Genomic DNA, 14,677 nt, shown 5'->3' on the forward strand with positions numbered 1-14,677 from the left:
TTCCATGCGCTCTCTGCGCGTGCCTGCGCCCACCCGTCCGCACAGTGAGATTGGTCCGCCGTGTCTGAACCCACCCCCGTATCCGCCCTGGTCGCCGACGAGCAGCAGGTCTCGCCGCAGCAGCTCCAGGCGAAGTGGCAGAGCTACTGGGCTGAGCACGATACCTTCCGCGCGGACGACGACGACCCGCGGGATCGCCGTTTCGTGCTGGCGATGTTCCCGTACCCGTCCGGTGACCTGCACATGGGGCACGCGGAGAACTATCTCTATTCCGACATCGTCGCGCGCTACTGGCGCCACCGCGGACGCAACGTCCTGAACCCCATCGGATGGGACTCGTTCGGCCTGCCCGCGGAGAATGCCGCGATCCGGCGCGGAGCAGACCCGCGCGAGTGGACCTATCAGAACATCGCGCAGCAGCGGGCGAGCCTCAAGGCATACGGCGTCTCCTTCGACTGGGACCGCGTGCTGCACACCTCCGACCCCGAGTACTACCGCTGGAACCAGTGGCTGTTCCTGAAGCTGTACGAGCGGGGCCTGGCCTACCGGAAGGACAGCCCGGTCAACTGGTGCCCCGAGGACCAGACGGTGCTGGCCAACGAGCAGGTCGTCGACGGTCGCTGCGAGCGCTGTGGCGCCGAGGTGGTCAAGCGCAAGCTGACGCAGTGGTACTTCCGCATCACCGACTACGCCGACCGTCTGCTCGACGACCTCGACCAGCTGGAGGGGCGCTGGCCGTCGAAGGTGCTGCAGATGCAGCGCAACTGGATCGGTCGCTCCCACGGCGCCGACGTCGATTTCCGCATCGAGGGGCGTGATGAGCCGGTCACCGTCTTCAGCACGCGCCCCGACACGCTCTACGGGGCGACCTTCTTCGTGGTGGCGCCGGACTCCGACCTGGCGGCAGAGCTCGCCGCCGACGCGTCCGCCGAGGTGCGCCAGCGCTTCCAGGACTACCTGAGCCAGACGCAGCGGATGAGCGAGATCGACCGGCAGTCCGCCGACCGGCCCAAGACCGGCGTCTTCCTGGAGCGCTACGCCACCAACCCGCTCAACGGAGAGGCCTTGCCCATCTGGGTCGCCGACTACGTCTTGGCCGACTACGGTCATGGTGCCGTGATGGGAGTCCCCGCGCACGACCAGCGCGACCTCGACTTCGCTCGCGCTTTCGATCTGCCGGTACGGATCGTCGTCGACACCACCGCGCCGGAGGACGCCATCGAAGACCTCGACCCGGCGTCCACCGGCATCGCGCTCGTCGGCGACGGTCGCCTGGTCAACTCCGGCCCGCTCGACGGGCTCGCCAAAGCAGAAGCGATCGACCGTGCGATCGAGATCCTTGCGGCCTCCGGCGAGGGCCGGGTGGCCAAGAACTTCCGCCTGCGCGATTGGCTGATCTCGCGTCAGCGGTTCTGGGGAACGCCGATTCCGATGCTGCACACGCGCGGTGGCGGTATCGTTCCGGTCCCGGAGGAACAGCTGCCGGTGCGCCTGCCGGACGTCGACGGTCTCGACCTCACGCCCAAGGGCACCTCGCCGCTCGGCGGCGCAGAGTCGTGGGTGCAGACGGTCGACCCGGTCAGCGGCGATCCTGCGCTGCGTGATTCCGACACGATGGACACTTTCGTCGACAGCTCGTGGTACTTCCTCCGGTTCCTGTCCTCGGCAGATGACACGCAGGCGTTCGACCCGGAGAAGGCGCGTCTGTGGGCGCCCGTGGACTCGTACATCGGCGGAGTCGAGCACGCCATCCTGCACCTGCTGTACGCCCGGTTCATCACCAAGGTGCTGCACGACATGGGTCTGGTGGATTTCACCGAGCCGTTCTCGAGCCTCATCAACCAGGGCATGGTGATCCTCGACGGGTCGAAGATGTCCAAGAGCAAGGGCAACCTGGTGCTCTTCGAGGAGGAGCTCGCCGCCCACGGCGCCGACGCCCTGCGCGTCGGCCTGGCCTTCGCCGGCCCGGTGGAGGACGACAAGGACTGGGCGGATGTGTCGACCACGGGGGCGCAGAAGTTCCTCTCCCGTGTGCTGCGGATCGCGGGGGAGGTCTCCAGCGAGCCCGGAACCGATGCCGCTTCCGGCGACGTCAAGCTGCGCCGGGAGACGCACCGTCTGCTGGCGGACGCCCCCGGTCTGGTCGAGCAGACCAAGTTCAACGTCGTCGTCGCGCGGCTGATGGAGCTCGTCAATGCCACCCGCAAGGTGATCGACGGCGCGGCAGGCCCGGCTGATCCCGCGGTGCGCGAGGCCGCTGAGACCATCGCGATGGTCCTGGACATGATCGCCCCGCACACCGCCGAAGAGATGTGGGAGCGGTTGGGGCACGCGCCGTCGGTGGGCCTGGTCACCTGGCCCGAGGCGCTTCCGGAGCTGCTCGTGGCCGATGCCGCGACCGTGGCCGTGCAGGTCAACGGCAAGGTGCGCACGACCCTGGAGGTCCCGGCCGATATCTCCGACGCCGATCTGGAGGCACGGGCGCGCGCCGACGAGAAGGTGCAGCGCGCACTGGACGGCAAGGAGATCGTGCGGGTGATCGTGCGCGCTCCGAAGATCGTCAACTTCGCGGTTCGAGGCTGAGTTTCCCCCCGTTCCGAGCAGCAGGGCGGGCAGCGAGCGGGAGAAGAGGCGGGGCATAGCCGCCGAACGCGCCGTCGGCATCCGACGGCGCGTTCGGCGTGCCCGGACCCGGCGGAGACGATTCCCGACGCGCATCGGTGAGCTCGTGCGCGATGAGAGCGGTCGGTGCTGGCGCCGAGTGCGCTTTTGGATCTCACCGGCGGTGGTCGCGGAGCCGCAGCGCACCCCGGAGCGCGTGTGCGCGGTGTTCGGCGAGGCGGCGATGAGGTGTGCTTCGCGTGCAGATTCGCTCAACGGGAACAGCAGATGCGCGCATTCGCCGCCTCGTCGGATCTCGAAACCATCGATTCTGTCATCGTCGACTCGGTGGAGAGTGCCGTTCTACCGAACGAACCTCCGCGACGCACCGTACGGATACCTAGCTATGTGGGGAAGAAACCAACGTGAACAACACAGCTGACGCCTCAGGACCCTTTGACGGCGGACCATCTCGGCGGACAATCGTCAAGGGCGCGGCGTGGAGCCTGCCCGTGATCGCGGCTTCGGTCGCAGCGCCCCTCGCAGCCGCCACCGGAGTGGTGACCGAGACGCAGTGCATCGCCGCGGGCGATGTGACCTCCACGTACACCACCGACCCGATCACGACGCCCTACGCGGTCGTTCCGAGCCCGTATGACGCGAACTACAGCGTCAACCGTTACAAGGTGGACGACACCTTCGAGGTGACCTCGACGGTCACCTTCACCTACGGGGGTGAGAAGCCCGCGCTCATCAGCGATCTGCGGCTGGACCTGCTCGGCACCAACTCGTCGATCTGGAACCTCGCGGGAACGCCGATCGTCTCCTCGTCGCGGGGGAACATGCTGCTGGGGTCTTTCACCGAGACCGCGGTCGCCGACCCGGCGGCACGGCGCGGTGCGACGCGGGTGTTCCCCGCGGCTTCCGGCTCCGACCCGTACGTTCACCCGAACGACGTGATCACGATCACGTGGAACTACACCGGCCACGGTCCGACCACCGCGGTGAACAACACCGGAAGCGGATACGCCTACACCACGGCTCGCCTGGTCAGCTGCGGCATCACCCTGCCGTACTACCCCCAGCAGTCTGACAGGGACCACGCGCTGTACCAGTACGTGCTCTAAGCGCCCCCGCGCGGCACGTCACGGACACGAGAGGCCTCCGAGGCCGAGGGAAGCTGCTGGCTTCCCTCGGATCCTCGGAGGCCTCTCGTCTGTTGTGTCAGCACGTTCTGCCGCTGCGTCATCTGCCCCGGGAGACGTCCGTGCGGCGGCGCGGCCCGGGCGGGTCAGCTCCGATCCGCTGCCAGCCGGAGGGCCCGGCGGAGTGAGTCGACGGACCCGAAACCGGTGAGACCTGCGATCTCCGCGTGGGTCAGTCGTTTCTCCGCTGCCAGCAGCTGCCGGGCGTGTGCCACGCGGTGTCGCCGGATCTCTGCGGCCGGGCTGACGCCGGTGGGGAGAAAGTGGCGCCGCAGTGTGCTCGTGCTGATCCCCAGCTGCTTGGCGACGGTGTCCGGGGAGAGCCCCGGCCGCATGTACTGGTCAGCGATGATCACGAGTGCGTCGTGCAGGACGGAGTCCGACGACGTGGCCTCGATCTGCAACAGCATGCCTTTCACGATCCCCGCGATGAAGCTCCTGATCGGGGGTGCGGCTTCGACCTGCCGGGGGTGGGTGCGGGGATCGACGAGAGCCTCGAGAGCAGAGAAGGCGGCTGCAAGAAAAGCGGGATCGGGTGCCGCCTCCCGGAGCTTCTCCGGATCGAGGGCATGCGGATACACCTGGTTCATCTCGAAGGACACGCTGATCGCCTCGAGCGAGGTGTCGGTCGAGAACGCAATCGGGCCCCTGCCCGGGAACGCCATGACCAACCCCTCACCCACATGGGCGTAACGGTGGGGGGAGGCCTCGATCTCCAGCTGCCCGCGTGCGACGAGCAGCAGAAGATGCCGCGCTTCCCCTGCCCCGGGGCGCGGTGTCCAACGAGCACTTGATCTGCTCCCGGCGGACGCCATCCGATATCGGGTGATGGTGAAGCCGGGGACACGGAGCACGCGAAACGACATGTGAGCGGGTTGAACGTTGAGCGCTTCCAGGCCTGCGCTCGCGAGCATCTGTTCCAGACCGCTTCCCGGAGACGAACCGGGCACGAAATAATCGCGTTTCACGACTCCGTCCTGTGAGAGCGGATGCCGGGATATGGCGGGGACTCCTTTCTTCCCCCGGCGGGTGTGTGAACTCACGCTCCTATAGCCTTTCGATCTCTGACGTCCCGTGAGCCCGAACGAGAAAACGTGCGCCCGAATATGGGAAGAGGATGAGGCGATCCGGACCCGGCGGGCGCGGTCCAGCGCGGGCTCGACAGTGTGCTCGCGCTGGACGCCCTCGGGCGTTGAGGTCGTCTCACGGGGTGTGGGGGCGGCCCTGGCGTCGTGGCGGCGTCCACGTGGCGCTCGGGGTGACGCTGTCCTCGGGGGCGGCGGAGCGTCGGAACTACGAAAGAATGTGTGGCCAGGTATCGGGGGGCCGTCGCACGGTCGTGCAACAGTTCGACGTCGCGGCTTCCCTGTCGCGGCCTATACGCTCTCGCTGAGCGGCGCGACATGCCGCGGCTTCAGAAATTGGCCATCCTGTCCCGGACCTTCCCAAAGCCATCTCCGCGATAGATTTGTCCTCGGTGATAGACGGAGAAGCTGAGATCTTCAGAGAAAAATTCGCCGCAGTCCTGCTCCACACATACCAGGCTGCCAAACTTCACGATCTGAGACGTCCCGGGCGCCTGGATTGGCTGTTTTTGCCCGACATGGTGAGCGAATCTGCACAGGCGCCGTCACCACCAGCGAAGTTCCGGTGAAGACGTGTCCGGCAGGCGTCGCTCGCTCCCTGTACGGCCCGCTATCACCGGACCGTCAGGCGGCGTGACCGCGACCGGCCGGCCTCGCGTCGCTGTCGGCCGCGCGAAGCTCGGCCGCTCGCGCGCGAGCCTGGGGATTCTGCTTTCCTCGCCTTTCTCGGCATGCGGGCGCCGGGGGAAAATGTGCGTGCGGAATGGAACTGCCATCGGTGCCGGAGAACCGCGTCCGTGCTCAGGGGGAGCGTGGGCCGAAAAGGCGCGGCATCGCCGCACGCCGCGAATCTGTCGCAGGGAGAGATATCTCCGTGTGTATTCGGAAAGGTGCGGATCGCGGCCAAGAATGCCACTGATGCGCTTGTCGTCATCGCCGCGGAAGGCATGAGGAAGACAACGGTCTCGGGGGAGTTGCGGTCGGTGGCGATGCGCGGGGGTGGGCAGCCGACCACGGGAGCGTGGATAGAAGCCTCGTCGGTGGTTCCGGAGGCTCGGGGCTACGGGAGCCCGCCCGTGATCGCCGTCGGGTTCTGGACCAGGGGGGATTAAAAGGCTATCAGATAGTTGTTTAGTAGGGCAAGAGTGCGCGCTCGATGGTCACATCCCACCCGGACGCGAGCTTGTCCACGGGCTGTGGCGGGTGCCCTGATCGAACGTGACGCGCGGCCTAGCGTTTTGGCGTGGCCTCGATCCCGGACTCCGTCGACACCGACACGCTCTCCTCGCCGCTGCGCGAACGGATGCGTGTCGGCGTGGGTGCTGCGGTGGTCGCAGGCATCGTCGCACTGGCGGCGACCGTGGGGGTCGGGATCCTGCGCGGTCAGAGCGCGACGGTGCCGGAGCCGATCCCGGTGGCGACCGCGGACGGCGTCGCCGAACCGGCTGTCTATGTCCACGTTCTCGGAGAGGTCGAGCAGCCGGGGTTGTACGCGGTGGCTGCGGAGGCGCGCGTGGTCGATGCGCTGGCGGCGGCCGGCGGAACCCTGGCCGACGCCGATCTCGCTGCCATCAACCTGGCCAGGCCCCTGACGGATGGTGAGCAGATCGTCGTGCCAGCAATCGGCACGATGGGCGAGCCGGTGGCAGGAGTGACGGACCCCCGCATCGACGTCAACACCGCCGATGTCACCGCGCTCCAGTCGCTCCCTCGGATCGGACCGGCTCTCGCGCAGCGCATCATCGACTGGCGGACCGAGAACGGGCGGTTCGGATCGGTCGATGAACTCGTGCTCGTGCCCGGCATCGGAGACAAGCTGCTGGCGGGCCTGCGCGATCTGGTGCGCGTGTGAGCGCCGTCCTCGCCTCGTTCCGGATGGTCCCGCCGGCGGTGTCGGCGTGGGGTGGCGCCCTTCTCGCGCTGTCGATGCCTGGTACACCGATCGGACCGCCGTTGTTCGTCACGGCCGGCGTACTGCTCCTGTTCGCTCTGCGGCGTCATGGCGGGTGCTGGGCGCTCGCGGCGCTCTCGGCGACCATCGCCGCGTGCGCAGGGAGCGTGGTGACGCTCGCGGAGCCGCAGCGGGCGGCGGCCGGGATGTTCTCCGAGCGCGTTGTGACGGCTGTGGTGGAAGTGACATCGTCGCCGACGCGTGGCGCGGATGGACGGCTGTGGGCAGACGCAGCGCTGAATGCGATAGACGCCGGAGACGGCGGCATCGCACTCGGGGCCTCGGCCCGGGTGGGATTCGACGCCGGCACGTCCGTCGAGGCCGGCGCCGTGCTGCGCCTGCGGGCGGAGACCATGGCGGCGGAACCAGGGGAACGGGCGGTGCTCGTGCTGTTCGTTCGCGACGAGGTCGTTCCCCTGGGCTCGATATCGCCGCTGCACGGCATCGCCGGTGAGCTGCGAGCGGCCTTTGTCGAGCGCGCCGGGCGTCTTCCCGGCGCTGGCGGAGCGCTCCTCCCCGGTCTCGCGGTCGGCGATACCCGCGCGGTGCCGGACGATGTCGGTGCGGCGATGATCTCGAGCGGCCTGGCCCATCTGGTGGCGGTGAGCGGCAGCAACTGCTCGCTTGTCACAGCGGCGGCCTTCGCGCTGACCGCGGTGTGCGGCGGCGGGCGATGGCTGCGGGTGGTGCTGGCACTCGTCTGCCTCGGAGGATTCGTCGTTCTCGTGACGCCGGAGCCGAGCGTCGTGCGTGCGGCGACGATGTCGGCGGTCACGATGCTGAGTCTGCTGCTGGGGAGGCCGCGGGCCGGCGCGGCGATGCTCGCGCTCGCTGTGACGGTGCTGGTGGTGACGGACCCCTGGCTGGCGGCGTCTGCGGGGTTCGCCCTGTCGGTCGCCGCGACGATGGCGCTCCTCGTGCTTGCCATGCCGCTCGCACGCGGACTGTCGCGCGGCCTGCCGTTCGCGCTCGCGATCGTGATCGCCGTTCCGCTCTCGGCGCAGCTCGCGTGCGGCCCGATTCTTGCCCTCTTCGCCACCGAACAGTCTCTGATCGGCGTGGCGGCGAACCTGCTCGCGGCGCCCGCTGCGCCCGTGGCCACCGCACTCGGTCTGCTGGCGTGCCTGGCTGCTCCGATGCCGCCCGTGGCAGATCTGCTGGCGGCGACGGCCTGGCTCCCCTCAGCCTGGATCGCGACGACGGCGACCGTGGGAGCCGGCCTTCCCGGTGCTTTTCTGGAGATCACACCGGGTGCGCCGGCGGCTGTGGTCGTCGCGACGCTGAGCGGTGCGCTCACGGTGCTTCTCGTGCGCGGCCGGAGCGGGGCACGCCCACCGCTGTGGTCCCGGCGCGCGAGCACGGCAGCGCTTGTCCTCCTCCTCGGCATCGGCGGGGGAGCCGTGCTGCTCCGTGGCCCGCTTGCGCCCATCATGCGTCCGGCCGACTGGGCGGTCGCACTCTGCGACATCGGGCAGGGGGATGCGGTCCTGGTGCGTTCCGCCGCGAACGTCGCGCTGATCGATACCGGCCCGGAACCGGAACGGCTCTCGGCCTGCCTGGACGCACTGGGCATCGATCGGATCGACCTGCTGGTGCTGACCCACTTCGATCACGACCATGTCGGGGGCAGCGAAGCCGTGCTCGGCCGGGTCGGGGTGGTGTTGCACGGACCGCCCGCAGACCCGGCGGACGAACGTCGGCTGGCTGAGCTGGCCGCAGCCGGTGCCGACCTGGTGCTCGGCTCAGCGGGCGTTCATGGCGTGCTCGGGGACGCCGCATGGCGCGTTCTCTGGCCGGCGCCCGGGGCGCTGGCGCGCGGCAACGACGCGAGCGTCGTCGTCGAGGTGGCCGGCGGTGGTGTTCCGCGGGGAGTGCTGCTGGGCGACCTCTCGGCTCAGGCCCAGCGGCTCCTGCGGGCCACCGGGCGCCTCGCGGGGCCGTATGCGTGGGTCAAGGTGTCGCACCACGGCAGTGCCGATCAGGACGCCGGGACGAACACCGAGATCGACGCGGCCGTCGCGCTCATCTCGGTCGGGGTCGACAACGACTACCGGCATCCGCGGGAGGAGGCCCTGGCGATGCTGGCGGCCACGCATTCGCGCGTGTTCCGCACAGATCAGCACGGCATGGTGCTCATCGCGGTCGTCGGCGACGCCCTGCGGGTGTGGACGGAGCGACCGGTCGGCTGACGACCCCGGCCGCGTCGCCCCGCGGACGCCGATGTCGTCGGTGCCGATTAGGCTTTCCCCATGGCCGCTCCTCGTTCATCCGCGCGTTCCGCGGTCAAGAAGAGTGCGATCCCACAGGTCCCGTGGCGCACGCCGCGGCCTGCGCCGATCGTGCTCGTCTCCGGGCCCGAGGAGATCTGCGCCGAGCGCGCGATCGCGGGCATCCGCGACTTCCTGCGGGCCGAGGATCCCGCCCTCGAGGTCAGCGATGTCCGCGCAGACGACTACGAGGCCGGGGCCCTGCTGGCCATGGCGTCGCCCTCGTTGTTCGGGGAGCCGCGGCTCGTCCGTGTCGCGGGCGTCGAACGCTGCTCCGACGCGTTCCTCCGGGAGGCTGTGGCCTACCTCGACCATCCGCAGGAGGGTGCCACGATCGTGCTGCGCCACACCGGCGCGAGCGTGCGCGGAAAGAAGCTGCTCGACGCCGTCCGGGCCGGCACGGGCGGCGGCATCGAGATCCCGTGCACAGCGGTCAAACGTGACGGCGATCGCGTCGACTTCGCCGCGGGGGAGTTCGCCGCGGCGGCCAAGCGCGTGCAGCCGCAGGCGTTGCGCACCCTGGTCTCGGCCTTCACCGACGACCTCACCGAGCTCGCCGCCGCGTGCCAGCAGCTCATCGCAGACGTCGAGGGCGACGTGACGGCCGATGTCGTACACCGCTACTACGGCGGGCGCGTCGAGGTCTCGGCGTTCGCGGTGGCCGACACGGCGATCGCCGGACGCTACGGTGAGGCCCTCGTCGCCCTGCGGCACGCGCTGTCATCCGGCGCCGATCCGGTACCGATGGTCGCCGCCTTCGCGATGAAGCTGCGCACCATGGCGCGCGTCGCCGGCTCGCGCGAGTCGAACGCCGCGCTCGCGTCGCGGCTCGGTATGAAGGATTGGCAGGTGGATCGCGCTCGTCGCGACCTCACGGGGTGGAACGAACGCAGCCTGGGTCTCGCCATCCAATCGGCAGCGCGCGCGGACGCCGAAGTGAAAGGCGCGTCACGCGATCCGCTCTTCGCCCTCGAGCGTATGGTCACCGTGATCGCGACCCGCGCGCCGTACGGGGGCTGAACGCAGAGCCGGTCCCGCTCGACCGATGTTCGTGCGGTGCGGCGGGCATCTGGCACGCTCGCGCAAAGATCCCGCGGCAAGACGCCGTCGCGCGAGAGAAAGCAGAAGGCCCGCCTCCGAGGAGGCGGGCCTTTCCGAGAAGCGGCTCAGAGAGCGGCAACCTGCTTGGCAATCGACGACTTGCGGTTCGCCGCCTGGTTCTTGTGCACGACGCCCTTGCTCACGGCCTTGTCGAGCTTGCGGTTGGCCTTCTTCAGCGCAGCCTCGGCAGCAGCCTTGTCGCCCGAGGCGATGGCCTTGCGGGTCTGGCGCACCGCGGTGCGGAGCTCGCTCTTGACGGCCTTGTTGCGCTCGCGGGCCTTCTCGTTGGTCTTGTTGCGCTTGATCTGCGACTTGATGTTTGCCACGTGTGGACGCTTTCGTTCAGGGATGCAATGGTCTGTGCCATGGGCGAGAGAGGGGCGCCGTCCGGCGGTCGTGAGGGTTCAACCCACACGCAAGCCAATCACCGATTCTAACAGGTCATGTCGCGTGTGCTGCGCGCGGACGGCGCCGGGGTGTCGAGTCCCCCTGTTCGAGGGTCGCGACGGCGAGGTCGAGAACGGCGTTGAACACCCGAGGCCGCATCGCCGTCACCAGATGCGTGGAACGGGGCACCACGATCAGCTCGGCATGGCGGGCGAGCCGCTGGAACACCCGCTCCTGCATGCGGAGCTGATCGTACTGGCCGTTGACGAGCCACAGCGGTACCTCGATGCGCGCCACGGCGGCGGCGAGATCGAGCTGGGCGAGGCTGCGCAGGGCGACGTCCTGTGCGGTCAGGGCGAACCCGCCCGCACCGAAGTCGTCGCGGGTCTCCGGCGGCAGGGTGGCCGCGAGCACGCGATCGCTCAGCCAGCGGCCACTCCCGGGGAGCCGGTTGAACGTCCCCGCCAGCAGACGGTAGGTGCGCAGCGCTGCCCCCCGGGGGAATGCCGTGCAGGAGGCTGCGACCACGCCCGCGATCGGTGGCGGGTCCTGGCTGCGCCCGGCGGTCGCGAGGGTCAGCAGGCCCCCCATCGAATGCCCGACCAGAAGCACGTCACCGTGCTCTGCCATTCGCCGGATGGCATCGTCGATCGTCGCGAACGCCGCGTCCAGCGTGAACGGCTCGCCCATGCGCGTGCCATGGCCGGGGAGATCGACGGCGGTCACCGCGATGCCGCGGTCATGCAGGTGCTCCACCTGCGCCCGCCACATCGTGGCGGATGTCCGGATTCCGTGCACGAGGACCACGCTCACCGTCATGCACTCAGCGTACGAGCGTCTGCTGGAGACGGGCCGGGAAACGACCATGCTCCGGGCCGGGAACGGTCCCGGCCCGGAGCATGGTCGTCGCGTCGTCTCAGACCTGCGATGCCCGGCCCCGACGACGCCGGATGAGCAGCCAGATCACCACGCCGGCGACGGCGATCACGGGCAGCCACGGCACAAGGAACCCGAGAGCGACGACGAGACCGTTGAAGGCGGCCATCAGCCCGTTCCAACCGCTCGCCAGCCCGTCGCCGAAGCCGGCGGGGTCGGCGGAGGCGGGCGCGGCGACTGTGCGCAGCTCGATGGAGATGCTCGACATCGCCACGGCGCCCTCGAGGTCATCCAGCTGTCCGGTCAGCGATTCCAGCTCGCCCTGGCGCTGGGTCAGCGCCATCTCGGCCTCGATCAGCTCGCTCACGCTCCCGGCCTGAGACATCAGGTCGGTCAGACGATCGACCGACGCCTGCGTCGCCTCGATGCGGGCACGGAGATCGATCGCGACCGCGGTGACATCGTTGGCTGAGGAGGAGCTGCTCACCACACGCCCCAGATCAGCGAGCCCCGCGATGGTGCGGTCGAGGTCGTCCGCCGGCACCCGGATGCTGATCCAGCCGTAGGCGGGGGTCTCCCGCTCGGTGCTCTGGCCGTCGGCCGGATAGGGCATGCCGGGGTCTGTGCCGACGCTGGTGCTTTCGACACGCCCGCCGGCATCCTCGGCGATCTTGCGGATCGCGTCGATCGCGGCGTCGACGTCGTCGACCTCGACGGAGGCTGAGCCGTTCTTGATGACCTCGCGGCCGGCGGCGTCGGCGCCCGTCCCGGCACGCCCTGCGGGCGAGCCGGCAGCGCTCTGGACCTCCAGAGCGTCGTTGGTATGGAACGTCACGCCGTCGGCGGACTCCACCGTCGCTCCGTCGAAGGCCACTCCAGGCAGGGCACCGCCGTCGGCGGATGAAGCGCCCTGACCGTTCTCGATGGTGCTCAGGATCCCCGGCCCCACGACGATCCCGACGGCGAACGCCGCGGCCACGCCCAGGAACGCGGGCCAGACGCGGCGCCGGCGGGATGCCGCCTCGCGCGCCGTCGCCGTCGCCTTCGCGGGCGAGGCCCCGATGCGCTCGAAGACAGCGGTCTCGATGCGGTTGATGCTCTCCTCGGAGAGTTCGGGCAGTTCGCCCGGCAGGGTGCGAGCGTGCTGCTCGGCCCCGTTGACCTGATCGGCTTCCCTGGTCATGCCTCGTCCCTTTCGCTCAGCTCTTCACGCAGATGTGCTCGTACACGGGAGAGACGGTTGCGGACCGTACCGTGACTGACCCCGAGCTCGACAGCGGCGGCCTGGTATCCATATCCCTGTGCTGCGCACAGCAGGAAGACCTCGCGATCGAGATCGGTGAGGGAGTCGAGGCGGTCGGCGATGCGTCCCGCCAGCTCGGCCGTGATCACCTGCTGCTCGACATCGATGACCGCCGGAAGGGTCTCCTCGGCGGCCTCCGCGGTGTTCTCCCGTTCGCGGATCTGCCGGCGCAGGCGGTTCGCCGCCTGGAAACGGCAGATCGTCGCCAGCCACGGCAGGAGCGATTCGCTCGCCAGTTCGAGGCCAGGCAGCTTGCGCCACGCGGCGACGAAGGTCTCCTGGGTCACGTCCTCGGCATCCGCCGGGTTGTGCAGGATTCCGTGGGCGATCCAGTAGACCGCCCGCACGTACTGGTGGTAGATCTGGCGGAAGGCGGTCTCGCTTCCCTCGCCCGCGCGGGCGGCGAGTTCGGCATCCGTGGACGTCTGGGGCATTTCGGCTCCGTTCAGTGTCTCTCGGTAGACAGGTGTCGCCGGTGGCCGAATCGTCTCAGAACTCTCCGAGCCCGCTCAACCTGTGCGGATCTTCCTGGTGGGCCGGTTAGGGTGGACGGGCGAGAGGGAGTATCCCGTCATCGCGTGTTCGTCATCACGACCCGGCTCAGTCGCGGGTCCGGGCACGCGCCGCATTCGATGCGGGGGAGAGACTTTCGGTCCTTCACTCACCCCTCCGAAAGGTCCTGATGGAGCTTCCTCTCTGGTTCGAGATCGGCTCGCTGGTCGTTCTCACCCTCATCCTGGTCCTCGACCTGCTGCTGATCATCAAGCGTCCGCACATTCCTTCGACGCGGGAGTCCACCCTCTGGGTGGTGTTCTACGTCGCGCTCGCCCTGGTCTTCGCGGGGCTCATGTGGGTCTTCGCCGGCGGGGAGTACGCCGGGCAGTTCGTCGCCGGCTGGCTCACCGAGTACAGCCTGTCGATCGACAACCTGTTCGTGTTCGTGCTGATCATGTCGCAGTTCGCCGTGCCCCGTGCCTATCAGCAGCGTGTGCTGATGGTGGGCATCATCATCGCGCTCATCCTGCGCGCGATCTTCATCCTGCTGGGTGCGGCGATCATCGAGCACTTCCTGCCGATCTTCTACCTCTTCGGCGCGTTCCTGATCTGGACGGCGTGGAAGCAGGCGTTCGGGGGAGAGGACGAAGGGGAGCAGAAGGAGAACTTCCTGGTGCGGATGCTGCGCCGTCGCGTGGCGATCAGCGACGACTACGACGGCACGAAGATGCGCACCGTCGTCGACGGCAAGCGGATGTTCACCCCGATGCTCATCGTGTTCTTCGCGATCGGGATGACGGACCTGCTGTTCGCGCTCGACTCGATCCCCGCCATCTTCGGGATCACGCAGAACGCGTTCATCGTTTTCACCGCGAACCTGTTCGCTCTGATGGGGCTGCGCCAGCTGTACTTCCTCCTGGGCGGTCTGCTGGACCGGCTGAAGTACCTGCACTACGGCATCGCGTTCATCCTGGCGTTCATCGGCGTGAAGCTGATCTTCCACGCGATGCACGAGAACGAGCTGCCCTTCATCAACGGCGGCCAGCACATCGAGTGGGTGCCGGACATCTCCACGTGGATGTCTCTGGGCGTGATCGTGGCCTCGATGGTGGTTGCAACGGTGGCGAGCCTGATCGCCTCCTCGCGCGACCGTCAGCGCGCGCTCGACGCTCCGCGCGGCGGCTGAGTCCGTCTGACGCCCCCGAACTCAGGCAGACTCACCCGCGGAAGCCGGAAAACCGAGTTTCCGTCGCCCTGGGGGCGAGTTTGCCTGAGTCGGGCCGGCCGCGGTCGGGCTCCGGCCGAGTGGTATGCTGGCCGAATGCGTTGGGCGCTCCTCCTTAGCGGCCGCGACGAGACCTCGACTAACTAGGCCTCCCTCGTCGCGGAGTTCTGCGTGGGCCGAG

At 68.8% G+C, this 14,677-nt stretch carries 11 protein-coding genes; 6 read left to right on the top strand and 5 right to left on the bottom strand.

All coding sequences use genetic code 11. The features are described 5' to 3' along the window. Nucleotides 1-60 precede the first annotated feature (60 nt). Together leuS and AC3RXY_RS04365 are read left to right on the top strand one after the other, a co-directional pair. Nucleotides 61-2,583 (top strand): leucine--tRNA ligase, encoded by a 2,523-nt coding sequence (gene leuS, locus AC3RXY_RS04360; RefSeq protein ID WP_491509677.1) that lies wholly within the window; start codon nucleotides 61-63, stop codon nucleotides 2,581-2,583. A 443-nt stretch (nucleotides 2,584-3,026) separates the two neighbouring features. Then, nucleotides 3,027-3,728 (top strand): hypothetical protein, encoded by a 702-nt coding sequence (locus AC3RXY_RS04365; protein WP_491509678.1) that lies wholly within the window; start codon nucleotides 3,027-3,029, stop codon nucleotides 3,726-3,728. A 164-nt stretch (nucleotides 3,729-3,892) separates the two neighbouring features. Here AC3RXY_RS04365 and AC3RXY_RS04370 read toward each other — a convergent pair whose 3' ends face one another. Further along, nucleotides 3,893-4,774 carry a helix-turn-helix domain-containing protein gene (locus tag AC3RXY_RS04370; RefSeq protein ID WP_491509679.1) on the bottom strand — a complete coding sequence of 294 codons (882 nt, stop codon included), beginning with the start codon at nucleotides 4,772-4,774 and terminating at the stop codon, nucleotides 3,893-3,895. Between the two features lie 1,360 nt (nucleotides 4,775-6,134). Between AC3RXY_RS04370 and AC3RXY_RS04375 the strand changes: the two genes are divergently transcribed. From AC3RXY_RS04375 to holA, 3 genes are read left to right on the top strand one after another with little or no spacing between them, the layout of a single operon-like run. Beyond that, nucleotides 6,135-6,743, top strand: coding sequence for a ComEA family DNA-binding protein (locus tag AC3RXY_RS04375; protein ID WP_491509680.1), 609 nt, complete (start codon nucleotides 6,135-6,137; stop codon nucleotides 6,741-6,743). Continuing rightward, the gene (locus AC3RXY_RS04380) at nucleotides 6,740-9,031 is read left to right on the top strand and encodes a ComEC/Rec2 family competence protein (protein ID WP_491509681.1); all 2,292 of its coding nucleotides are present in this window, start codon (nucleotides 6,740-6,742) and stop codon (nucleotides 9,029-9,031) included. Before AC3RXY_RS04375 ends, AC3RXY_RS04380 begins: the two co-directional genes overlap by 4 nt. 60 nt (nucleotides 9,032-9,091) lie before the next feature. Beyond that, on the top strand, nucleotides 9,092-10,129 hold the full coding sequence (gene holA / locus AC3RXY_RS04385; protein WP_491509682.1) for a DNA polymerase III subunit delta: 1,038 nt from the start codon (nucleotides 9,092-9,094) through the stop codon (nucleotides 10,127-10,129). 146 nt (nucleotides 10,130-10,275) lie between these two features. Here the strand turns inward: holA and rpsT are convergent, their stop codons facing one another. The 4 genes from rpsT to AC3RXY_RS04405 all read right to left on the bottom strand — a co-directional run bounded on the left by rpsT (nucleotide 10,276) and on the right by AC3RXY_RS04405 (nucleotide 13,210). Continuing rightward, entirely contained in the window at nucleotides 10,276-10,536 is a 261-nt protein-coding gene (gene rpsT, locus AC3RXY_RS04390) for a 30S ribosomal protein S20 (RefSeq protein WP_491509683.1), read from the bottom strand. A gap of 115 nt (nucleotides 10,537-10,651) precedes the next feature. After that, nucleotides 10,652-11,416, bottom strand: coding sequence for an alpha/beta hydrolase (locus AC3RXY_RS04395; RefSeq protein WP_491509684.1), 765 nt, complete (start codon nucleotides 11,414-11,416; stop codon nucleotides 10,652-10,654). A gap of 97 nt (nucleotides 11,417-11,513) precedes the next feature. After that, nucleotides 11,514-12,656 carry a DUF4349 domain-containing protein gene (locus tag AC3RXY_RS04400; protein ID WP_491509685.1) on the bottom strand — a complete coding sequence of 381 codons (1,143 nt, stop codon included), beginning with the start codon at nucleotides 12,654-12,656 and terminating at the stop codon, nucleotides 11,514-11,516. Beyond that, entirely contained in the window at nucleotides 12,653-13,210 is a 558-nt protein-coding gene (locus tag AC3RXY_RS04405) for an RNA polymerase sigma factor (protein WP_491509686.1), read from the bottom strand. The genes AC3RXY_RS04400 and AC3RXY_RS04405 overlap by 4 nt, the downstream gene beginning before the upstream one ends. A gap of 248 nt (nucleotides 13,211-13,458) precedes the next feature. On the opposite strand from AC3RXY_RS04405, the gene AC3RXY_RS04410 reads away from it, so the two are divergent. Then, the gene (locus tag AC3RXY_RS04410; RefSeq protein WP_491509687.1) at nucleotides 13,459-14,457 is read left to right on the top strand and encodes a TerC family protein; all 999 of its coding nucleotides are present in this window, start codon (nucleotides 13,459-13,461) and stop codon (nucleotides 14,455-14,457) included. Nucleotides 14,458-14,677 lie beyond the last annotated feature (220 nt).

It is taken from the genome of Microbacterium longlingense (assembly GCF_058349825.2).